Here is a 21435-nt window from a genome sequence, read left to right as displayed (position 1 = left end):
TCGGCGCCCACGCGGCGGAGCCGCATGACAAAACTGCCCCGCGCCCCTGCGGGGCGCGGCCCTTACGGAAGGGCGGCCACCGGCATACCGTTCGGGCATGAAGGCCCAACGCCCCCTCCTCGCCGGGCTGTTGCTCACCGCGCTGCTCGCGCTCACCGGCTGCGCCGGGCACACCGGCGATGAGCACAAGGCGGCCACCCCCGACACCCCCGCACAGACCTGCGCCAAGCTGGTCGGCTACTGGGCCGAGCAAGCCCTCCTGCACGGCAAATGGGCCGGACTGGACTGGGCCCAGAAAGGCATGTCCACCGCCCAGGCCAAGATCCACGACGACATCGTCCGGGCCGCCCGGGACGAGGAACAACGCCACGGCACCGACGCCGCACGGAAGTTGATCGTCCGTCAGGCAGAGACCCGCTGCGCCGCCGAGAACGGCGCCACCTGCTGCGCCGAACACGCCCCCTCCCCCACCCCGGCGCAGGCGACCCGCCCTCCGGGCACGTGATCCGCGTCATAACAAGACAGTCACAGCCTGCCCGCCACCTCTGCCCCAGCTCCTCGAAGACCCCTTAGAGTCACGGCCAATCACCACCCCGCCGGGCGGTTCGCACATCAGCACCGCCGTAATTCCCCATCCTTGCCCGGCGAGCGATACGGCACCCTGAACCACGGCCGCCGCGCCGGGGAAAGGACACATCGTGCGACACCGTCCGTCACTCCTGCTCATCACCGCCTTCACCACCGGCTCCCTGGTACTGACCGCCTGCGGATCACGCGATGACAAGGGATCGGACAAGGGCGACTCCGGCACCAAAACCACGGTGGCCATCGGCGTCGATTCCCCCTTCACCGGTTCCCTCTCCGCCCTGGGCCTGGGCATCAAGAACTCCGTTGATCTGGCCATCCGCACCGCCAACAAGAACAACGAAGTCAAGGGGGTCACCTTCAAACTGGTGGCCACCGACGACCAGGCCGTCCCCGGCACCGGCCAGCAGAACGCCGCCAAACTCGTCGCCGACAAATCCGTCCTCGGCGTCGTCGGACCGCTCAACTCCGGTGTCTCCCAGTCCATGCAGGGCGTGTTCGCCAAGGCCAACCTCACCCAGGTCTCCCCCGCCAACACCAACCCCGCACTCAGCCAGGGCGACAACTGGAGCAGCGGCCAGAAGAAACGCCCCTTCAAGACCTACTTCCGCACCGCCACCACCGATGTCATCCAGGGCCGGTTCGCCGCCCAGTACCTCTACAACGAGGCCAAAAAGCGGAAGGTCTTCGTCGTGGACGACAAACAGACCTATGGCGCCGGCCTCGCCGCGATCTTCTCCCAGGAATTCCAGCACCTCGGCGGCCAGGTGGTCGGCACCGACCATCTCACTGTCAAGGAAACCGACTTCTCCGGCATCGCCAATAAAATCAAGAACTCCGGCGCCGACGCCGTCTACTTCGGCGGCCAGTACCCCGAAGGCGGCCTGCTCTCCGGCCAGACCAAAAAAGCCGGCGCCCACATCCCGGAAATGGGCGGCGACGGCATCTACGACCCCGCCTTCATCTCCGGCGCCGGCAAGGACGACGACGGCGACCTGGCCACCTCCGTCGGCTACCCCGTCGAACAGCTCGACTCCGCCAAGACCTTCGTCCAGAACTACAAGGACACCGGCTACAAAGACCCCTACGCCGCCTACGGCGGCTACTCCTATGACGCCGCCTGGGCCATCATCCAGGCCGTCAAAAAGGCCGTCGAGGACAACAACGGCAAACTCCCCGGCGACGCCCGGCAAAAAGTCCTCGACGCCATGAGCAAGGTCTCCTTCGACGGAGTCACCGGACATGTCTCCTTCGACGAGTACGGCGACACCACCAATAAGCAGCTGACCGTCTACCAAGTGGTCAACCACCAGTGGAAAGCCGTCAAGAGCTCCACCTTCAAGGACTGAGCCGCAGTGCACCAACTGCCGCAAACACTGGTCAGCGGACTCGCCCTCGGGGCCCTCTACGGACTGATCGCCATTGGCTACACCATGGTCTACGGCATCGTCCAGCTCATCAACTTCGCCCATGGCGAGATCGTCATGGTGGGCGCCTTCGGCGCCCTCACCATCCATCTCTGGCTACCCGGCGTCCCCCTGGGCGCCGCCCTGCCCCTGATGATCCTCGGCGGAGTGGTCATCTCCGTGGCCGTGGCCACCGCCGCCGAACGCTTCGCCTACCGGCCCCTGCGCAACGCCCCCCGGCTGGCCCCGCTGATCACCGCCATCGGCCTGTCCATCGCCCTTCAGCAACTGGTCTGGGCCTTCTATCCCAACGCCAAGAAGAACCGCGACTTCCCCCAGTTCCACGGAAACGCCTTCCAACTGGCCGACAATCTCCACCTCCAGCGCGACGACGTCTTCATACTCGTGGCCGCCCCCCTGTGCATGCTGGCCCTGGGCCTGTTCACCACCAAAAGCCGCACCGGCCGCGCCATGCAGGCCACCGCCCAGGACCCCGACACCGCACGGCTCATGGGCATCAACACCGACCGCATCATCGTGCTGGCCTTCGCCATCGGCGGCGCCTTCGCCGCCGTGGCCGCCGTCGCCCAAGGACTGCACATCGGACAGATCAGCTTTGACATGGGCTTCATCCTCGGCCTCAAAGCCTTCACCGCCGCCGTCCTCGGCGGCATCGGCAACATCTACGGCGCCATGCTCGGCGGAGTCGTCCTTGGCATCGCCGAGACCTCCTCCATCACCTACATCCAGGACATCCCCGGAATGCAACAACTCGGCGGCGGCGGCTGGAAGGACGTCTGGGCCTTCGCCCTGCTGATCCTGGTCCTCCTGATCAGGCCCCAAGGCCTGCTCGGCGAACGCGTCGCGGATCGGGCGTGAAACCCATGACCCAAGAGCCGGCCAACAACCAGCCCGCCACCACCGAAACCACCCCCCTCATCCCCTTCCCCCTCACCACCGCCCGCGCCCTCACCACCGGCTGTGCCGCCCTCACCGCCCTCAGCACCTTCACCGCCTGGACCTGGACCACCGCCTTCCCCGGCAACCTCACCATCAACGGCTACCCCGGCGGCCTCCAACTCCTCACCCTCACCGGCGCCTTGCTCACCCTGCTGCACACCCTGGCCGCCCGGGGCACCCCCGGACTGCGCTGGCTCAACCCCGCCGGCGGAAACCGGGCCACCCTCCTGCTCGCCACCGGCACCCTGGCCACCACCTGGTACACCCTTATCGCCATCGCCGTACAACTCGGCGGCATCGTCAACCTGGAACCCGGCGGCTACCTCGCCGCCATCACCTCCCTGCTCACCCTCCTCAGCGCCCTCGCCCTCCCCCTCGAACGACGCACCCTCACCTCCCACCCCGACACCGACACACCGGCCACCCCCACCCTGCTGCACAACCTCCTGCGCACCCTGCGCCCCGGCACCACACCCCACCCGCCACCCCCCGCCCGGCCCCTGCCCCCCTGGGCCGAAATCCTGGTCATCGCCGCCGTCTTCGCCCTCGCCCTGGGCGTCACCACCTATGGCATCGGCACCTCCTACGGCGAACTCTTCACCGGCTTCCTGCTGCTCACCGGCTTCACCGCCGCCGCCCTGCACCAGGCCGGACTCACCGCCCGCCTCACCCAACTCACCGCCAAACACCGCAACATCACCATTGCCACCGCCTTTATCGCCGCTGCCGTCTTCCCCTTCACCCAGGACACCGACGAATACACCCTGATCATCGTCAACATCCTGATCTTCGCCACCGTCGCCCTGGGCCTCAATGTGGTCGTCGGCCTCGCCGGACTCCTCGACCTCGGCTATGTCGCCTTCCTGGGCGTAGGCGCCTACACCGCCGCCCTGGTCTCCGGCTCCACCGCCTCCGTCTTCCACATCCACTTCCCCTTCTGGGCCGCCGCCCTCACCGGAGCCGCCGCCTCCCTGATCTTCGGCGTCATCATCGGCGCCCCCACCCTGCGACTACGCGGCGACTACCTGGCCATCGTCACCCTGGGCTTCGGAGAAATCTTCCGCATCACCGTCAACAATCTCGACGGCCACTCCGGACCCTCACTCACCAACGGACCCAACGGCATCCCCAACATCCCCGACCTGGTCCTCTTCGGCTACAACTTCGGCGACAGCCACACCCTCGGCGGCCTCACCCTCAACGCCTACGCCAACTACTACCTGCTGATGCTGCTGTTCACCGTCATCGTCGTCCTGGTCTTCAGCCGCGCCAGCAACTCCCGCATCGGCCGCGCCTGGATCGCCATCCGCGAGGACGAAACCGCCGCAACCGCCATGGGAATCAACGGCTTCCGCCTCAAACTCCTGGCCTTCGCCCTCGGCGCCTGCCTCGCCGGACTCGCCGGCACCGTACAGGCCCACGTCATCCACACCGCCGTCCCCGAAAGCTATGTCTTCGCCGGACCCGTACCCCCCAACTCCGCCTTCCTCCTCGCCGCCGTCATCCTCGGCGGCATGGGCACCATCACCGGCCCCCTCCTCGGCGCCGCCCTGCTCTACCTCATCCCCGCCAAACTCCAATTCCTCCAGGACTACCAACTCCTGGCCTTCGGCGCCGCCCTCATCCTTCTGATGCGCCTGCGCCCCGAAGGAATCATCCCCAACCGCCGCCGCCAGCTGGAATTCCATGAACCCGCCCCGGCGGAAGGGGCCACCCCATGACCACCGCCCCCCTGCTCACCGCCACCAATGTCACCATGCGCTTCGGCGGACTCACCGCCGTACGCTCCATGGACCTCACCGTCCGCCCCGGCCAGATCGTCGGCCTCATCGGCCCCAACGGAGCCGGAAAAACCACCTTCTTCAACTGCCTCACCGGCCTCTATGTACCCACCGAAGGCACCGTCACCTACCAAGGCACAACCCTGCCCCCCAAACCCCACCTGGTCACCAAAGCAGGCATCGCCCGCACCTTCCAGAACATCCGCCTCTTCGCCAATATGACCGTCCTGGAAAACGTCCTCGTCGGCCGCCACACCCGCACCCACGAAGGACTCTTCTCCGCCCTCCTCCGCACCCCCGCCTACCACCGCGCCGAAGCATCCTCCATCCAACGAGCCCGCGAACTACTGGAGTTCACCGGTCTCACCCCCAAAGCCGACCACCTCGCCCGCAACCTCCCCTACGGCGAACAACGCAAACTGGAAATCGCCCGCGCCCTCGCCAGCGAACCCGGACTGCTGCTCCTCGACGAACCCACCGCCGGAATGAACCCCCATGAAACCCGCGCCACCGAACAACTCGTCTTCGCCATCCGCGACCAAGGAATAGCCGTCCTGGTCATCGAGCACGACATGCGCTTTATCTTCAACCTCTGCGACCATGTCGCCGTCCTGGTCCAAGGCGAAAAACTCATCGAAGGCGACTCCGGCACCGTCCAGAGCGACCCCCGAGTCATCGCCGCCTACCTCGGCACCCCCTTCGAAGGCGCCCCCGGCCAAGCGGAAGCCGCCGAAGTCGCGGCAGCCGAAGCGGCAGCGGCCGCCGGCACGGACGGCACCCACGGCACCCACGGCACCCACGGCACCCACGGCACCCACGGCACCGACGACGCCCATAACGCGCCCGGCGAGGAGGACGAGCCGCGATGACCGCCCCCCTCCTCGAAGTCCACGACCTCCGTATCGCCTACGGCAAAATCGAAGCCGTCAAAGGCATCACCTTCACCGTCCACCCCGGCCAGGTCGTCACCCTCATCGGCACCAACGGCGCCGGAAAAACCACCACCCTGCGCACCCTCTCCGGCCTCCACCCCCCACTCTCCGGCACCATCCGCTTCAACGGCACCTCACTGCGCGGCATCCCCGCCCACCGCATCGTCGCCCTCGGCCTGGCCCACTCCCCCGAAGGCCGCCACATCTTCCCCCGCCTCACCATCGCCGAAAACCTCCAACTCGGCGCCTTCCTCCGCAAGGACAGCGACGGCATCCGCCGGGACACCGAACGGGCCTACGAACTCTTCCCCATCCTCGGCGAACGCGCCCAGCAGCCCGCCGGCACCCTCTCCGGCGGCGAACAGCAAATGCTCGCCATGGGACGGGCGTTGATGTCCCGCCCCAAACTGCTGATGCTCGACGAACCCTCCATGGGCCTCTCGCCGATCATGATGCAGAAGATCATGGCCACCATCGCCGAACTCAAGGCCACCGGCACCACCATCCTGCTCGTCGAACAGAACGCCCAGGCCGCACTCACCCTGGCCGACCAGGGACACGTCATGGAGACCGGACGCATCGTCCTCTCCGGGACGGGGGCCGAGCTGCTCCACGACGAGTCCGTACGCAAGGCATACCTCGGCGAGGACTGAACACAAAAAGGGCCCGGTGCATATGCACCGGGCCCTCGGATGATGGCCGACTACTGTTCCTTCTGCTCCCTCGCCGCCTTCTTCTCCTGCGCGTCCTCGATGACCGCCTCCGCCACCTGCTGCATCGACAGCCGCCGGTCCATCGAGGTCTTCTGGATCCACCGGAACGCGGCGGGCTCGGTCAGCCCGTACTGCGTCTGCAGAATGCTCTTCGCCCGGTCCACCAGCTTGCGCGTCTCCAGCCGCTGGGAGAGATCCGCGACCTCCTTCTCCAGCGCCCTCAGCTCGGTGAACCGGGAGACGGCCATCTCGATGGCCGGCACCACATCGCTCTTGCTGAAGGGCTTCACCAGATACGCCATGGCCCCCGCGTCCCGGGCCCGCTCCACGAGGTCGCGCTGCGAGAAGGCGGTGAGCATCAGGACAGGCGCGATCGACTCGGCCGCGATCCGCTCGGCGGCGGAGATGCCGTCCAGGACGGGCATCTTCACATCCATGATCACCAGATCCGGCCGGTGCTCACGGGCGAGCGCCACCGCCGTCTCGCCATCGCCCGCCTCGCCGACCACGGAGTAGCCCTCTTCTTCGAGCATCTCCTTGAGGTCCAGACGGATCAGGGCCTCATCCTCGGCGATGACCACACGGGTGACATTCGGAGGGGTGTGCGGCTGCGTCTCGTCGTCGAAGGGCTGCTGGGGCTCGGGCTCGGCGGCGGTCACGGTGCTCCTTGGTTCGGGGCGATGCTGCTTTGCGAGCCTACCTGCGAGACGGCGCACGCCCCCACAAGGTAAGCTGACGGCGCTGTACCCAGCCGGGTTGGTGGAACGGCATACACGGATGTCTCAAACACATCTGCCCGAGAGGGCTTGCGGGTTCGAATCCCGCACCCGGCACTTATCACCCGCGAACCGGAACTTTCCCTTCGCGTGAACCTTCCGATTCTCCACTTTGCGAACACATTTCATTACGCAGAGTAGGGGTATGCAGCTTCATGGCCCCGAAGTAAGACGCAAAGCCATCGACCTGTTGCGCTCCGGAGTGAGCAACGCTGAGGTGGCACGGCGGCTAAAGGTCCCGCTGGGCACGGTCAGCTACTGGCTCCACGTGGACCGCTCCAAGCGGGGCGAGTGCCCGGGCCGTCCTAACCCAAAGTGCCCGCGCTGCGACGGCCGGGCACTGGACGAACCCGCGTACGCCTACCTGCTGGGGCTGTACCTGGGTGACGGCCACATCATCCAGTACTCCCAACACCGCGTGCCCAGCCTCATGATCGCTTGTGGCAATGTCTGGCCCGGCCTCATGGATGCCTGTCAGGCCGCCATGCAGGCCGTCTTCCCCGACAACTCCGTATGCAGGGTCCGCAGCACGGGCTGCCAGAATGTGAAGGTCTATTCCAAGCACCTGTGGTGCCTGTTCCCACAGCACGGCCCCGGCTACAAACACGAGAGACCGATCGTCCTGGAGCCCTGGCAACAACGAATCGTGGACGCGCACCCCTGGGAGTTCATACGTGGACTGGTGCACTCCGACGGCTGCCGGATCATCAACTGGACCACTCGCCTGGTCGCTGGAGAGCGCAAACGCTACGAGTATGTGCGCTACTTCTTCACCAACAAGTCCGACGACATCCGCAAGCTCTACTCCGACACGCTCGACAAGGTCGGCGTCGAATGGAAGGTGACCCGGCGCGGTCGCGACCCCTTCAACATCTCCGTCGCCCGCAAAGCGTCTGTAGCGCTGATGGATGCGCACATCGGCCCCAAGCATTAGGCGTGTTGCCAGTGGTGTCTCATCTGCGGGCCGTCCGTGGCCGGTCGCGCAGTTCCCCGCGCCCCTGGCAGGACGCCCTCACTTCGGGGAGTCGTCCTCTCCAATGTGGTGCACCCGCACCAGATTTGTGGAGCCCGGTGTCCCGGGCGGGGAGCCTGCCGTGATGATCACCATGTCGCCCTTGCGGCAACGGCCGATCCGCAGCAGATACTCGTCCACCTGCTCGACCATCTCATCGGTCGTCTGCACCATTGGCCCCAGGAAGGTCTCAACTCCCCAGGTGAGGTTGAGCTGTGAGCGGGTCGCCGGCTCCGGGGTGAAGGCCAGCAGTGGGATCGGTGAGCGGTAGCGCGACAACCTCCGTACCGTGTCGCCGGATTGAGTGAAGGCGACCAGGAACTTCGCGCCGAGGAAGTCACCCATCTCAGCGGCGGCGCGGGCCACCGCGCCCCCCTGGGTGCGTGGTTTGGTGCGTTCGTTCAGTGGGGGCAGGCCCTTGGCGAGGACGTCTTCCTCGGCGGCCCGGACAATGCGGCTCATGGTCTTGACGGTTTCGACGGGGTATTTGCCCACGCTGGTCTCGCCGGAGAGCATCACCGCGTCGGTGCCGTCGATCACGGCATTGGCCACGTCGGAGACCTCGGCCCGGGTGGGGCGGGAGGCATCGACCATGGAGTCCAGCATCTGGGTGGCGACAATGACCGGCTTGGCGTTGCGCCGGGCCAGTTTGATTGCCCGTTTCTGGACGAGGGGGACGGTTTCCAGTGGCATTTCGACGCCCAGGTCGCCGCGGGCGACCATGATGCCGTCGAAGGCGGCGACGATGGCGTCGAGGTTCTCCACCGCCTGGGGCTTTTCGATTTTGGCGATGACCGGGAGGCGGCGGCCTTCCTCGGCCATCACCCGGTGGACGTCCTCGATGTCGCGGCCGGTGCGGACGAAGGACAGGGCGACGATGTCGGCGCCGATGCGGATGGCCCAGCGCAGGTCGTCCACGTCTTTGGTGGAGAGGGCGGGGACGGAGACGGCGACGCCGGGCAGGTTGAGGCCCTTGTGGTCGGAGACCATGCCGCCTTCGATGACCTTGGTGCGGACATGGGGGCCTTGGACGTCGGTGACTTCCAGGGTGACGCGGCCGTCATCAACCAGGATGCGTTCGCCCTGGGTGACGTCGGCGGCCAGGCCGCCATAGGTGGTGCCGCAGTGGCGGCGGTCGCCCAGGACGTCTTCGACGGTGATGGTGAAGGTGTCGCCGCGTTCAAGGAGTACCGGGCCTTCATGGAAGCGGCCCAGGCGGATCTTCGGGCCTTGAAGGTCGATGAGGATTCCCACGCTGCGGCCGGTTTCCTCCGCGGCCTTCCGCACTCGCTGGTAGCGCGCCTCGTGGTCGGCGTAGGTGCCGTGGCTGAGGTTGAATCGGGCGACGTCCATGCCGGCTTCGACGAGTGCCTTGATCTGCTCGTACGAGTCGGTGGCGGGCCCAAGCGTGCAGACGATTTTTGCTCGGCGCATGGCACGACCTTAGGGCCTACTGATGGGTAGAGGTTTGGACGGCCACGACTGCCCAACGTCCTTTGGGTTAAGCGTTGTTGACAACTTATGAAACGTGCATGGGGGCGCTCCGATGAGCGGTCGGAGCGCCCTCGTACGGGTGTTCAGAGTGCGGGCCGGGTGATGCTGAGCTTGGCGTTGACGTGGGCGTATACCGTCTGGCGCTGGGGTTCGAGGTCCAGTGCGGGCGCGGGGGCGGCTCCGCCGTAGCCTGCGGTGCGCATCATGCCCCCGGACGGGGGCGGGGGGCCGCCGTAGCCGCTTTCGGTGTCGGTGTCGGTGAGTTCCAGGAGGGCGACGAGTTCGGCGCCCAGGGCCCCGGCGTATTCGCGGGCGCGTTGGACGGCGTCCTGGACGGCTTGGCGGCGGGCCTCGCGGTGGGCGGGTGAGTCGGGGCGCAGTGCCCACCAGGGTCCGTCTACGCGGGTGAGTTCCAGGTCGGCGAGGCGGCTGCTGAGTTCGCCGAGGACGGTGAAGTCGGCGACGGTGGCGGTGAGGTGGACATGGCCGCGGTAGGAGCGGATGCGCTCGTGGCGGCCCTTTTCGTTGAGTTGGGGGGTGATGGTGAAGGAGCCGGTTTCCAGTCGTTCGACTGCTTCGCCATGGGACTTGATGAGGTCGAGGACCTGGTTGTTGCGCCGGGTGAGGTCGTCGAGGGCTTTGCGGCGGTCGGTGCCGCGGGTGCCTATGGTGACGCCGAGGCGGGCGATCTCGGGATCGACTTCCAGGCGGGCCTGGCCGCGTACCGCGATATGCGGGGAGTCGGGGGTGCCGTAGGGCTGGGGCTGTCCGGCTTGGGTTGTGGTCATGGTGCAAGCGTCTCAGTCGTGGTGGTGGTCCGGGGGTTTTCGTCAAGTCACCGGATCGCAACCTTGGGAGGGTGTTGCTGCGGTGGCCGTGGGGGCCAGAATCTACGCGCGTCAGGCCGGGGCCGTGGTGGCCCCGGCCGAGTTGTTATCGGGATGGGAAGACAAATGCCGTTCAACCGTAGGAAATTCCTGGGCCGTACGGCCGCGACGGGCGCCGGGGTCGCCCTGTCCGGTGCGGTGGGGGCCGCTCCGGCCGTGGCGGCCGAGCCCGGTGCGCAGGGCCGTCGTAAGCGCCGTTACGCCCTGACCGTGATGGGGACCACGGATCTGCATGGCAATGTCTTCAACTGGGACTACTTCACCGATGCGGTGTTCAAGGACAAGGACCACAACGATGTGGGCCTGGCGAAGATATCGACGCTGGTGAACCGGGTGCGCAAGGAGAAGGGCCGGCACAACACCCTGCTGATCGATGCCGGTGACACGATTCAGGGCACGCAACTGGCCTACTACTACGCCCGGGTGGAGCCGATCACGGGGGCGCATGGTCCGGTGCATCCGATGGCCAAGGCGATGAACGCCATGGGCTATGTGGCGGCGGCGGTGGGCAACCATGAGTTCAACTACGGCATTCCGGTGCTGCGGAAGTTCGAGAAGCAGTGTGACTTCCCGTTGCTGGCGGCCAACGCACTGGATGCCAGGACGCTGCGCCCGGCGTTCCCGCCCTATGTGATCAAGCGGGTGCACACTCCGCACGGCCGTGATGTACGGGTGGCGATCCTGGGGTTGACCAATCCGGGCATCGCGATCTGGGACAAGGCGAATGTCCAGGGGAAGATGGTTTTCCCGGGTCTGGAGGAGCAGGCCGCCAAGTGGGTGCCCAAGCTGCGTTCGATGGGTGCGGATGTGGTGATTGTGGCGGCGCATTCGGGGGCGAGTGGTACGTCCTCCTACGGTGACGCGCTGCCGTATGTGGAGAACGCGGCGGCTCTGGTGGCGGAGAAGGTGCCGGGCATTGACGCGATTCTGGTGGGTCATGCGCATGTGGAGATTCCCGAGTACCGGGTGACCAACAAGAAGTCGGGCAAGCAGGTGGTGCTGTCGGAGCCGCTGAAGTTCGGCCAGCGGCTTACCGTGTTCGACTTCGAGCTGGTGTGGGGCCGGGGCAGCTGGCAGGTGGAGTCGGTGTCGGCGAAGGTGCTGAACTCCAATACGGTGCCCGAGGACGAGCGGATCGTCCGTCTGGTGCGGAGCCAGCACCGGAAGGTGGTGGCCTATGTCAATGAGCGGATCGGTACCTGTACGGCGGCGATGAGCGCGGCCGAGGCTCCGTACAAGGACACCCCCATCATCGATTTCATCAACCATGTGCAGACCGAGACGGTGCGGGCCGCGCTGGCGGGTACGCAGTACGCCTCGTTGCCGGTCCTGTCGCAGGCTTCGTGTTTCTCGCGGGGTGCGGCGATTCCGGCCGGGAATGTGTCGGTGCGGCAGGTGGCGGGGCTGTATCCGTTTGAGAACACCCTGGCGGCACGGGTGCTGACGGGCAAGCAGGTGCGGGACTATCTGGAGTTCTCGGCGCGCTACTACGTCCGTACGCCGGCCGGGGCGCCGGTGGATCCGGCGAAGCTGACGAATGCGGAGGGGATTCCGGACTTCAACTATGACGCGGTGAGCGGCCTCTCGTATGAGATCGACATCGCGAAGGCGCCTGGTTCGCGGATCGCGAAGCTGTCGTTCAACGGGAAGCCGCTGGATGATTCCGCGCGTTTCGTCCTCGCGGTGAACAACTACCGGGCCAGTGGCGGGGGCGGTTTCCCGCATGTGGGCAAGGCGCCGGAGGTGTGGGCGAATTCGGAGGAGATCCGGAACACCATTATTTCCTGGGTGAAGGCGAAGGGGACGATCGAGGTATCCCGGTTTGCCTCAGTGGACTGGAAGTTGACGCGGGATGGTGTGCCGCTGTTCTGATCCGGCGGCGGTTGAGGCGTGGGGCCGTGGCGTGGGCCGCGGCTCCAGGCCGAAGGTGGTGAAGGCGGTGCGCTGGGGCAGGCGGTAGTGCTCGGTGCCGGTGATGCTGTTGAGGATGGTGGCGCTGCGCCAGGCGGTGAGGCCGAGGTCGGTGCTGCCCACGCCATGGGTGTGGGTCTGGGCATTCTGGACGTGGATGGCGCCCTTGACCAAGGGGTCGAGGATCAGCCGCTGTTGGGCGTCCACTCGGGGGCGGCCGGCGGAGTCGCGGCGGATATAGGGGTCGAGGGCGGCGAGGAGGGTGTCCACCCGGCGTTCGCGGTACCCGGTGGCGAGGATCACGGCGTCGGTGGTGAGGCGGGAGCGGGTGCCTTGCTCGGCGTGTTCCAGGTGGAGTTCCACGCGGGTGGTGCCGACGCGTCCGGCGGTGCGGACGAAGACTCCTGGGATGAGGGTGGTGTCGGGCCAGTCGCCGTGCAGGGAGCGGCGGTAGAGCTCGTCATGGATGGCGGTGATGGTGGCGGGGTCCATGCCCTTGTGGAGTTGCCATTGCCGGGGCAGGAGTTGGTCGCGTACGCCTTCGGGGAGGGCGTGGAAGTAGTGGGTGTAGTCGGGGGTGAAGTGTTCCAGGCCGAGGCGGCTGCGTTCCATGGGGGCGAAGGCGGGGGTACGGGCCACCCAGTGCAGGCGTTCCCGGCCGGCCGGGCGGTGGCGCAGCAGGTCCAGGAAGATCTCGGCGCCGGATTGTCCGGAGCCGACCACGGTGATGTGCTCGGCGGCCAGCAGCCGGTCGCGGTGCCGCAGGTAGTCGGCGGAGTGGATGACGGGTACGCCGTGTGCTTCGGCGAGCGGGCGCAGGGGCTCGGGGATATGGGGGGTGGTGCCGACGCCGAGGACGATATTGCGGGCGTAGGCACGGCCGAGGGCTTCGGCTTCGCCGTCGGGGTCGAGCTGGGTGTAGTCGATCTCGAACAGGACGCGTTCGGGGTTCCAGCGGATGGCGTCGATGTGGTGGCCGAAGTGGAGGGCGGGGAGGTGCTGGCTGACCCAGCGGCAGTAGGCGTCGTATTCGGCGCGCTGGATGTGGAAGCGCTCGGCGAAGTAGAAGGGGTAGAGGCGCTCGCGGCTCTTGAGGTAGTTGAGGAAGGTCCAGGGGCTGGCGGGGTCGGCGAGGGTGACCAGGTCGGCGAGGAAGGGGACCTGGATGGCACTGCCTTCGATGAGGATGCCGGGGTGCCAGTGAAAGGTGTGGTTCTCGTCGTAGAAGGCGGTGTGGAGCTCGTCGAGGGGCTGGGCGAGGGCGGCGAGCGAGAGGTTGCTGGGTCCGATCCCGATTCCGGCGAGGTCCAGGGGGCGCTCTTGGGCGTTGGGCTGGCTGGGGGTGCCGGGGGCGGAGGGGGTGGTCATGCGGTGGTGTGACCTTCCACGAGGTGCGGGGGGCTTTGCGGGACGCGGCGCAAGCTACCCGTTGTGGATGGCCGGTGACTTGTGGTGTCTATCGGTTCGCTCGATGGTGGGACGAGCCGGTTATGCGGTTCCGGTTGGTGGGTGGGCGCCCCTTGGGGGCGCCCGGCACCGGATGCCGGGCCCGGGCGGCCGTCACGGTACCCTGCACACCATGGCCATGATGAACCTTGCTCTTGACATCGGACCCCTGAAGCCGGACCTCGCTCCGCTGGTGCTGGGTCTGGTCCTGTTCTTCCTTGTCTTCGCGCTGATGGCGAAGATGGTTCTGCCCAGGATCAACAAGGTGCTCAACGAGCGTGAGCAGCTCACCGAGGGCCGGATCGAGGAAGCGGACGAGACTCGGGCGGAGGCCGCCCGGGTGCACGCCGAGTACCAGGAGCTGCTGGCCGAGGCCCGTCATGAGGCGGCCCGGCTGCGCCAGGAGTCGCTGGAGCAGGGCAACGCGATCATCGCGGAGCTGCGTGCCGAGGGGCTGCGGCAGCGTGAGGAGATCATTTCCGCCGGCCATGCGGTGATCGACGCCGAGCGGGCGGTCGCGGAGGCGGAGCTGCGGGAGCAGGTCGGCCGGCTGGCCACGGAGCTGGCCGGGCGGATCGTGGGTGAGTCGGTCGGGGAGTTTGTGGACCGCAGCGGGATCGTGGACCGTTTCATGGCCGAGCTGAAGGCGGCGGAGCCGTCGGATGCGGTTGAGGACAAGCGCGGCTGACCTCGCCAATAGCCTTTGGGCGCCCGACCCTTTGGGGGTTGGGCGCCCTTTGCCGTTCCGGGACGCCGTTGGTCCAGCCGTTGGTTTTCGGATGCGGATTGTATGTGGCTGGTCGCGCCCACGCGGCGGAGCCGCATGATGTGGCCGCCCCGCGCCTCTTATGGGGCCCGGCGCACCCGCAGCGCCCGTCGTAGGTCGTCCAGGCGCTCGGTGAGCTGGCGGCGCAGGGCGGGGACAGGGGCGGCTTCGCGGAGGCAGTCCTCGGTCAGCCGCAGGGTGGCGTCCTCGACCAGTATCCGGGGGAAGCCCTCCCGGCCGGCGGTGATGGCGAGGGCGGGGCCCCGGCGGGCGGCGAGGGCCACGGCGTCGGTGAAGTAGCGCTCGGCGAACGGCCGTAGCAGGTCGAGCTGTTCGGCCTGCCAGAAGCCCTGGGCGGTGGCGGTGAAGAGGTAGTTGGAGAGTTCGTCGCCGCCGTACATGGCCTGCCAGGCCGCTTCCTTGGCCGCGGGGTCGGGCAGTGCTGCGCGGCAGCGGGCGGCGCCTTCGCGGCCGGTGGCGCTGGGGTCGCGCCGCAGTTCGGCGTCGATCTCGGTGGTGGTGAGGGCGCCGAGGACGGCCAGCCGGGTCAGGGTGCGCCAGCGCAGTTCGGGGTCGAGGGCGGGTCCGCCCGGAACGGTTTCGGTGCGCAGCCAGTCGTGCAGGATGCCGGGTTCGGTGGTGCTGTCGATGAGGGCGCGTACGGCGGTCAGGCGGAGGGCGTCGTGGGGGCCGGTGTGCTCCAGGAGTTCGCGGGCGGTATCGGCCAGGGTGGCCAGGGCGGCGGGCCGGTCATGGGCGGTGGTGTAGTGGTCGGTGAGCTGGGTGCGGGCGAAGGTGAGGACGCCGCGGGCGATGGCGTTGTCGGTTTCCCGGGGCAGGTGGGCGCGGGCGGCCTGAAGGTAGGCGGCGGGGGCGAGTTGGGCGTCGCGCACCATGTCGCGGGCGGCGTTCCAGGTGACGGCGCGGTTGAGGGGGTCGGGGAGGGCGGAGAGGGCGTTGAGCGCGGTGTTCCAGGAGTGCGGATCCAGGCGGATCTTGGCGTAGGTGAGGTCCTGGTCGTTGAGCAGCAGCAGGTCGGGGCGGGTGCCGGTGAAGTGGTGGGTGTGGGTGCCGCCGTCGGCGGTGAGCTGGAGGGTGAGGGGTTCGCGGGCGGTGAGCCGGCCGTCTTCCTGGTGGTCGTAGCAGGCGATGCGGAGTTGGTGGGGGCGGCTGCCATGGTGGTGGAGGTCCAGCCGCCAGCCGCCGTTCTCCTCGCTCACCATGCTGACTTCGGGCGTGAGGGTGTCCACGCCGCTGGTGCGCAGCCAGTGCCGGGCCCAGTCATGGACGTCGCGGTCGCTGACCCGGTCCAGGGAGTCGATGAAGTCGGCGAGGGTGGCGTTGCCGAAGCGGTGGCGGGCGAAGTGGTCATTGATGCCGGCGAGGAAGTCCTTCTCGCCCAGCCAGGCGACGAGTTGGCGCAGGGCGCCGGCGCCCTTGGAGTAGGAGATGCCGTCGAAGTTGAGCAGGGCGGCGGCGGTGTCGTGGACGGCCTCGGGGTCGGGGGCGACGGGGTGGGTGGTGGGGCGCTGGTCGGCGTCATAGCCCCAGCTTTTGCGGGAGATGGCGAATTCGGTCCAGGGTCCGGTGAACCGGGTTGCCTCACTGAGGACTTGGTAGCCCATGTACTCGGCGAAGGACTCGTTCAGCCAGATGTCGTCCCACCACTTGAGGGTGACCAGGTCGCCGAACCACATATGGGCCATCTCATGGGCGATGACCACGCCGCGGGTCTGGCGCTCGGTGTCGGTTACGGCGGAGCGGTAGAGGAACTCGTCGCGGAAGGTGACCAGTCCGGGGTTTTCCATGGCCCCGGCGTTGAACTCCGGGACGAATGCCTGGTCGTAGGAGTCGAAGGGGTAGGGCTCGTCGAAGGTCTGGTGGAAGCGGTCGAAGCAGGCGCGGGTGATGCCGAAGAGTTCTTCGGCGTCGCTGTCCAGGTGGGGGGCGAGGGAGCGGCGGCAGTGCAGTCCGAAGGGGAGTCCGGCGTGTTCGGTGTGTACGGAGTGCCAGGGGCCGGCGGCGAAGGCAACGAAGTAGGTGCTCAGCGGTGGGGTGGGGGCGAGTGTCCAGCGGTTGCCCTCGCGGGTGGCGATGCCGTTGCCGAGTACGGTCCATTCGGCGGGGGCGGTGACCGAGGCGTTGAAGACGGCCTTGAGGTCGGGCTGGTTGAAGGAGGGGAAGACGCGCTCGACCTCGTCCAGGAAGAGCTGGGTGTAGACATAGCTCTCGCCGTCGGCGGGGTCGGTGAAGCGGTGCATGCCCTCGCCGGTGCGGGAGTAGCGCATATCGGCTTCGATGTGCAGCCGGTGGCGGCCGGGGGTGAGGCCGGTGAGCGGCAGCCGGTTGTCCTCCAGGGTGGCCGGGTCGAGGGGGCGCCCATCGAGTTCGGCGTGGTGGAGAGTGTGGGGTTTGAGCTCGACAAAGGTGTCGCCCGTGGTGCGGGCGGTGAAGTCGATGGTGGTGCTGGAGCGGAAGGTTTCCTCGCCGGTGGTGAGGTCGAGGTGGACGTCATAGCCGTGGACGTCCAGGAGTTGGGCGCGTTCGACGGCTTCGGTGTGTGTGAGTGCGGGCATGCGGCTCATCCTGCCGGGGCGCTGCGGCTGGGCCCAGGGGGTGTGGGCGTTTCCTCTCTCGGCTGACCGCCGGCGGGTGGGGGTGCCTCTGGCGCGCCCCGTAAGGGGCGCGGGGAACTGCGCGACCAGCCACCGACGCCCTGCACTTGACGCGCGGCCGAGGGTAGGGGGCCGTTCCTCGTTGGTCATGTGTCAGGCGCGGGCCGTCTGTGGCTGGTCGCACCCACGCGCCGGAGCCGCATGGTCCAGCCGCCCCGCGCCCCTTGCGGGCACCCCGGCGGCCGGCCAGGAGCCACCGGACAGGTCCTAGGACCGCGCGATCGTCTCGTGGTGCCGGATGACCTCGGCGATGATGAAGTTGAGGAATTTCTCCGCGAACGCCGGGTCCAGCTTGGCGTTCTCCGCCAGTGCCCGCAGCCGGGCGATCTGCCGGGCCTCGCGCGCCGGGTCGGCCGGGGGCAGCTTGTGGGCGGCCTTGAGGTGGCCGACCTGCTGGGTGCACTTGAAGCGCTCGGCGAGCATATGGATGACGGCCGCGTCGATGTTGTCGATGCTGTCGCGCAGCCGGTTCAGCTCGGCCTGCACCGCGGCGGAATCGTCGGCGGTGGGGCTGGTGGGGTTGTCCATGTTGGCCCAGCTTAAGCGGAGGAGCAGGGGCCGATGACCGGCGGGTGACCGGGGTCCGGGATGCGGTCGCTGAATCCGCCCGGTACGGTCCGCCCCTGCCGTTCCCGGAACCTTACCGGCGCGGTGCCCACCCGGCGGGCGAAGAGGCGGCTGAAGTAGGCCGGATCGTCGTATCCGACCCGGCGGGCCACGGCGGCGACCGGCAGTTCGGTGGCGGCGAGCAGTTCCTTGGCCCGGCCCAGCCGGATGCCCAGCAGATAGTCCTTGGGGCTGCATCCGGCGCCCCGGCGCACGATGGTGCGCAGAGCGGCCGGGGTCATGCCGTGGCGGGCGGCGTGCTGGGCGACGGACAGCGGCAGGAAGGCGTCGCGGGCCAGCGCCTGGAGCACCGGGTCGGTGTCCGGGCCGCTGCCGGCCCGGGCGCGGCGCAGGGCGACCAGCAGTTCATGGACGGCGGCGGAGGTCTCCACTTCCAGCAGGGGGTTGCCGCAGCGGGCGGCGCGGGCGATACGGGTGATGATCCCGCGCGGCCCGGTGGTGTCGGTGAGCGGCACCACGGGCCGGTCGGGCTCGATATAGCCGAGTTCGGTGTAGGCGGCGACGGCGGAGCCGGTGAAGTCGACAAAGCTCTCGTCCCAGCCATTGCCCGGGGCGGCGCCGTAGTGGTGCGGGACGCCGGGGGTGAGCCAGAGCAGGGCGGGGGCGGTGAGCTGCTGTCTGCGCCCGTCGGGGGTGCGGTACCAGCCGCTGCCGGCGCTGATCACCACGGCGACATGGTGGTCCAGGGTGCGGGGCCCGACCGGGGGCAGCGCGCCATGCTGAAGGCCGACGCCAAGGCAGACCAGGCCCAGCCGGTGGTGGACCGGGCCAGGGGTGAAGTACCGCATCCAGGTGTGATACACGCCGCCTCCCGCCGTGCGGTTTTCGTCCAAGCAGCGCCGATCTTTGTCCATGGTCTGCTGCCCCGCCAGAGGGCGAGGATGCGCTCGGGGGTGCCGTTTGCGAGGGCGCACTCGCCGGGGACGCACCAACCGGGAACGCACTCACCGGGCCAGGGAGCGGGCATGCCGGACTTCACGGCGGACGAGCACGGTTTCGCGCTGGACGGCCGGCCGGTGCGGCTGTTGTCCGGGGCGCTGCACTACTTCCGGGTGCATGACGGGCTGTGGGCGCACCGTCTGCGGATGCTGCGCGCAATGGGCCTCAACTGTGTGGAGACTTACGCCCCCTGGAACCGGCACCAGCGGCACCGGGGCCGCCCGGAGCTGTCGGAGCTGGGCCGTTTCCTGGACGCGGCCCAGGACGCGGGGCTGTATGCGATTGTCCGCCCCGGCCCGTATATCTGCGCGGAGTGGGAGAACGGCGGTCTGCCGTACTGGCTGCCGGGCCGGGTGCGTACCTCGGACCCCGCCTATCTGGCGGCGGTGGACGGCTGGCTGGCCGCGGTGGCCGGACAGGTGGTGGACCGGCAGGCGGACCGGGGCGGTCCGGTGGTACTGCTCCAGGTGGAGAACGAGTACGGCTCCTACGGCAGCGACCGCCGCTATCTGTCCCATCTGGTCCGGCGCTGGCGGGAGTTGGGGGTGACGGTGCCGCTGGTGACCTCGGACGGACCCGAGGACCATATGCTCTCCGGCGGCACGGTGCCGGGGGCACTGGCGACCGTCAACTTCGGCCGGGGCGCCCGGGAAGCGTTCGGCGTTCTGCGCCGGCATCAGCCGCGGGGCCCTTTGATGTGCATGGAGTTCTGGTGCGGCTGGTTCACCCACTGGGGCGGCGAGGCCGCCGCGCGGGCGGCGGACGAGGCCGCGGCCGTCCTCCGGGACATCCTGGAGCAGGGCGCCTCGGTGAACATCTATATGGCCCATGGCGGCACCAGCTTCGGCGGCTGGGCGGGCGCCAACCGCTCGGGCGAGGACCACCGGGGCCCACTGCGCCCGACCCTCACCTCCTACGACTACGACGCCCCGGTGGACGAACTCGGCCGCCCCACCCCCAAGTTCTGGGCCTTCCGGGAAATCCTCACCCGGTTCACCGGCACCCCGCCGCCCCAACCGCCGCCCGCTCCTCCCCCATTGGCCGAGCCCCTGGCCGTCCGCCCCTCCCACCACTTGCCACTGTCCCTCGTCATGGACGCCCTGGGCGGCCTGGAGACCAGTACCCCGCACCCGCCGTCCTTCGAGGACCTGGACATCGACCGGGGCCTGGTCCGCTACCGCTTCCATATCCCCGGCCCGCGCCCGGCGTTGCCGCTGTACGCGGCCGGGGTGCGGGATGTGGCGGTGGCCTGGGTGGACGGGGTGCGGATGCCCGCCGCCCTGGACGAGGAGTCCCCGCTGATCGGCGAGGTGCCGGGGCCGGCCGAGGTGGAGCTGTGGGTGGAGTCGCTGGGCCGGGTCAACTACGGCCCCCGGCTGGCCGAGGCCAAGGGTCTGACCGGAGGCCTGCTGCATGAGCTGCAGTACATCCATGGAGTGCGGGCGCGCGGTCTGCGCCTGGACGCCCTGGAGTCCCCCCAGGCGCTCGACTCCCTCCCCTGGCGCCCGGCACCCGGCGCACACACCTCCGGCGCCTACCGTGCGCCCTTCGCTCTCCCCTCGGGCGCCGGGGACGCGCTGCTCGAACTCCCCGGCTGGGGCCGGGGGTTCGCCTGGGTCAACGGCTTCTGCCTGGGCCGCTACTGGGACCGGGGCCCCCAGCGCGCCCTCTACGTCCCCGGTCCGGTACTGCGCGAGGCCCCGCGCGAGAACACCCTGCTCCTGCTGGAACTCGACCGCCCCGGCGAGGACGCGCCACGGCTCGTTCCCCCCACGTCCCGCTGATCACCGGCCGATGACGGCGACCAGCGGGACGAGTCCTGTGGGGGGACTTTTCCCGAGATCGTGGGCCGTGAAGCGGACCCTGCCCAAGTCGCAACCTTTCCGGTCCCGCGGGGCGGCCGGACCGGCGCCGTACCCCCGCGACGGCGCCGGTCCCCTCCGCGGTGTGCGCCACTCTGCGGGGTGAATCCGTCAAGTGACCATGGACAAACGGAAGTAGGCCATTGGACTATCGTCCGCTCTCCAGGGCCTGGGCATCGTCGTATGCGGCCCGCGCGGCCAGCACCTCCCCGATGTTCTCCTCTGCCCACCCTTTGATCGCCCGCATCAGCGGAAGCAGCCGCTCGCCGAGCGGGGTGAGGGCGTAATCGACCCTGACCGGCACGGTGGGCGTCACGGTCCTGGTGAGGAAGCCGTCGCGCTCCAGGTTGCGCAGCGTCTGGGTGAGCATCTTCTGGCTGACGCCGACCAGGGTGCGGGACAGGTCGCCATAGCGCCGCGGCCCGTCGGCAAGGGCGTTGACGGTCAGGCTGACCCATTTGTCGCTGATCCGGCAGAGCAGCTGCCGGGCCGGGCACTCGGCCAGATAGGCGTCGTAGGCGGCCTGTTCCGCAGTGCGCGGCGATCGGCTCATGGCTCTTCCCTCCCTGATGCACGCACCCCGAAGTGCGTACTTCCCAAAGGAGAGTAACTCCCCATACGGTCGTCCGAAAGGCCGCCCAGGCGGTCATCGGCAAGTGACCG

18 protein-coding genes and 1 tRNA gene are annotated in these 21435 nt (G+C 68.5%); 11 read left to right on the top strand and 8 right to left on the bottom strand.

Annotated features, from left to right (window positions below; all coding sequences use genetic code 11):
* The first annotated feature begins 97 nt into the window (after window positions 1–97).
* The 6 genes from CV755_RS01030 to CV755_RS01005 all read left to right on the top strand — a co-directional run bounded on the left by CV755_RS01030 (window position 98) and on the right by CV755_RS01005 (window position 6317).
* Window positions 98–505 carry a hypothetical protein gene (locus tag CV755_RS01030; protein WP_109278199.1) on the top strand — a complete coding sequence of 136 codons (408 nt, stop codon included), beginning with the start codon at window positions 98–100 and terminating at the stop codon, window positions 503–505.
* Window positions 506–698: 193 nt separating this feature from the next.
* Window positions 699–1934 (top strand): branched-chain amino acid ABC transporter substrate-binding protein, encoded by a 1236-nt coding sequence (locus CV755_RS01025; protein ID WP_109278198.1) that lies wholly within the window; start codon window positions 699–701, stop codon window positions 1932–1934.
* Between the two features lie 6 nt (window positions 1935–1940).
* Window positions 1941–2870: a branched-chain amino acid ABC transporter permease gene (locus CV755_RS01020; RefSeq protein ID WP_109278197.1), complete on the top strand. Its 930-nt coding sequence runs from the start codon at window positions 1941–1943 to the stop codon at window positions 2868–2870.
* 5 nt (window positions 2871–2875) lie between these two features.
* Window positions 2876–4672, top strand: coding sequence for a branched-chain amino acid ABC transporter permease (locus CV755_RS01015; protein ID WP_109278196.1), 1797 nt, complete (start codon window positions 2876–2878; stop codon window positions 4670–4672).
* On the top strand, window positions 4669–5601 hold the full coding sequence (locus CV755_RS36590) for an ABC transporter ATP-binding protein (RefSeq protein ID WP_109278195.1): 933 nt from the start codon (window positions 4669–4671) through the stop codon (window positions 5599–5601). The genes CV755_RS01015 and CV755_RS36590 overlap by 4 nt, the downstream gene beginning before the upstream one ends.
* Entirely contained in the window at window positions 5598–6317 is a 720-nt protein-coding gene (locus CV755_RS01005) for an ABC transporter ATP-binding protein (RefSeq protein ID WP_109278194.1), read from the top strand. Before CV755_RS36590 ends, CV755_RS01005 begins: the two co-directional genes overlap by 4 nt.
* A gap of 50 nt (window positions 6318–6367) precedes the next feature.
* Here CV755_RS01005 and CV755_RS01000 read toward each other — a convergent pair whose 3' ends face one another.
* Window positions 6368–7036 carry an ANTAR domain-containing response regulator gene (locus CV755_RS01000; RefSeq protein WP_109278193.1) on the bottom strand — a complete coding sequence of 223 codons (669 nt, stop codon included), beginning with the start codon at window positions 7034–7036 and terminating at the stop codon, window positions 6368–6370.
* A 91-nt stretch (window positions 7037–7127) separates the two neighbouring features.
* Here CV755_RS01000 and CV755_RS00995 point away from each other — a divergent pair.
* Together CV755_RS00995 and CV755_RS00990 are read left to right on the top strand one after the other, a co-directional pair.
* Window positions 7128–7210, top strand: a tRNA-Leu gene (locus CV755_RS00995).
* Between the two features lie 88 nt (window positions 7211–7298).
* Entirely contained in the window at window positions 7299–8087 is a 789-nt protein-coding gene (locus tag CV755_RS00990) for a hypothetical protein (RefSeq protein WP_109278192.1), read from the top strand.
* Window positions 8088–8165: 78 nt separating this feature from the next.
* Here the strand turns inward: CV755_RS00990 and pyk are convergent, their stop codons facing one another.
* On the bottom strand, window positions 8166–9599 hold the full coding sequence (gene pyk, locus CV755_RS00985) for a pyruvate kinase (protein WP_109278191.1): 1434 nt from the start codon (window positions 9597–9599) through the stop codon (window positions 8166–8168).
* A 143-nt stretch (window positions 9600–9742) separates the two neighbouring features.
* Window positions 9743–10447: an SIMPL domain-containing protein gene (locus CV755_RS00980; RefSeq protein ID WP_109278190.1), complete on the bottom strand. Its 705-nt coding sequence runs from the start codon at window positions 10445–10447 to the stop codon at window positions 9743–9745.
* 165 nt (window positions 10448–10612) lie between these two features.
* Here CV755_RS00980 and CV755_RS00975 point away from each other — a divergent pair, with 165 nt between their 5' ends.
* Window positions 10613–12418 (top strand): bifunctional metallophosphatase/5'-nucleotidase, encoded by a 1806-nt coding sequence (locus CV755_RS00975; protein WP_109278189.1) that lies wholly within the window; start codon window positions 10613–10615, stop codon window positions 12416–12418.
* On the opposite strand, the gene CV755_RS00970 is transcribed toward CV755_RS00975, so the two are convergent.
* Complete coding sequence (locus CV755_RS00970) at window positions 12374–13825, bottom strand: lysine N(6)-hydroxylase/L-ornithine N(5)-oxygenase family protein (protein WP_109278188.1); 1452 nt, start codon at window positions 13823–13825, stop codon at window positions 12374–12376. The two genes, CV755_RS00975 and CV755_RS00970, sit on opposite strands and share 45 nt — an antisense overlap.
* A 211-nt stretch (window positions 13826–14036) precedes the next feature.
* On the opposite strand from CV755_RS00970, the gene CV755_RS00965 reads away from it, so the two are divergent.
* A complete protein-coding gene (locus CV755_RS00965; protein ID WP_109278332.1) occupies window positions 14037–14591 on the top strand; it encodes a F0F1 ATP synthase subunit B in 555 nt (184 codons plus the stop codon).
* A gap of 158 nt (window positions 14592–14749) precedes the next feature.
* Here the strand turns inward: CV755_RS00965 and pepN are convergent, their stop codons facing one another.
* The 3 genes from pepN to CV755_RS00950 form a co-directional block, all read right to left on the bottom strand.
* Window positions 14750–17245 carry an aminopeptidase N gene (gene pepN / locus CV755_RS00960; protein ID WP_109278187.1) on the bottom strand — a complete coding sequence of 832 codons (2496 nt, stop codon included), beginning with the start codon at window positions 17243–17245 and terminating at the stop codon, window positions 14750–14752.
* Between the two features lie 306 nt (window positions 17246–17551).
* Complete coding sequence (locus tag CV755_RS00955) at window positions 17552–17872, bottom strand: chorismate mutase (protein WP_109278186.1); 321 nt, start codon at window positions 17870–17872, stop codon at window positions 17552–17554.
* Window positions 17873–17883: 11 nt separating this feature from the next.
* Window positions 17884–18774, bottom strand: a complete 891-nt coding sequence (locus tag CV755_RS00950; protein WP_109278185.1) for a helix-turn-helix domain-containing protein — start codon at window positions 18772–18774, stop codon at window positions 17884–17886.
* 162 nt (window positions 18775–18936) lie between these two features.
* Here CV755_RS00950 and CV755_RS00945 point away from each other — a divergent pair, with 162 nt between their 5' ends.
* Complete coding sequence (locus tag CV755_RS00945; RefSeq protein WP_109278184.1) at window positions 18937–20694, top strand: glycoside hydrolase family 35 protein; 1758 nt, start codon at window positions 18937–18939, stop codon at window positions 20692–20694.
* A 226-nt stretch (window positions 20695–20920) separates the two neighbouring features.
* On the opposite strand, the gene CV755_RS00940 is transcribed toward CV755_RS00945, so the two are convergent.
* A complete protein-coding gene (locus CV755_RS00940) occupies window positions 20921–21325 on the bottom strand; it encodes a winged helix-turn-helix transcriptional regulator (protein ID WP_109278183.1) in 405 nt (134 codons plus the stop codon).
* Between the last annotated feature and the right edge of the window lie 110 nt (window positions 21326–21435).

It is taken from the genome of Streptomyces orinoci (genome assembly GCF_003121295.1).
Classification (GTDB): domain Bacteria; phylum Actinomycetota; class Actinomycetes; order Streptomycetales; family Streptomycetaceae; genus Streptomyces; species Streptomyces orinoci.
This window is presented reverse-complemented; position numbering and strand designations above follow the sequence as displayed.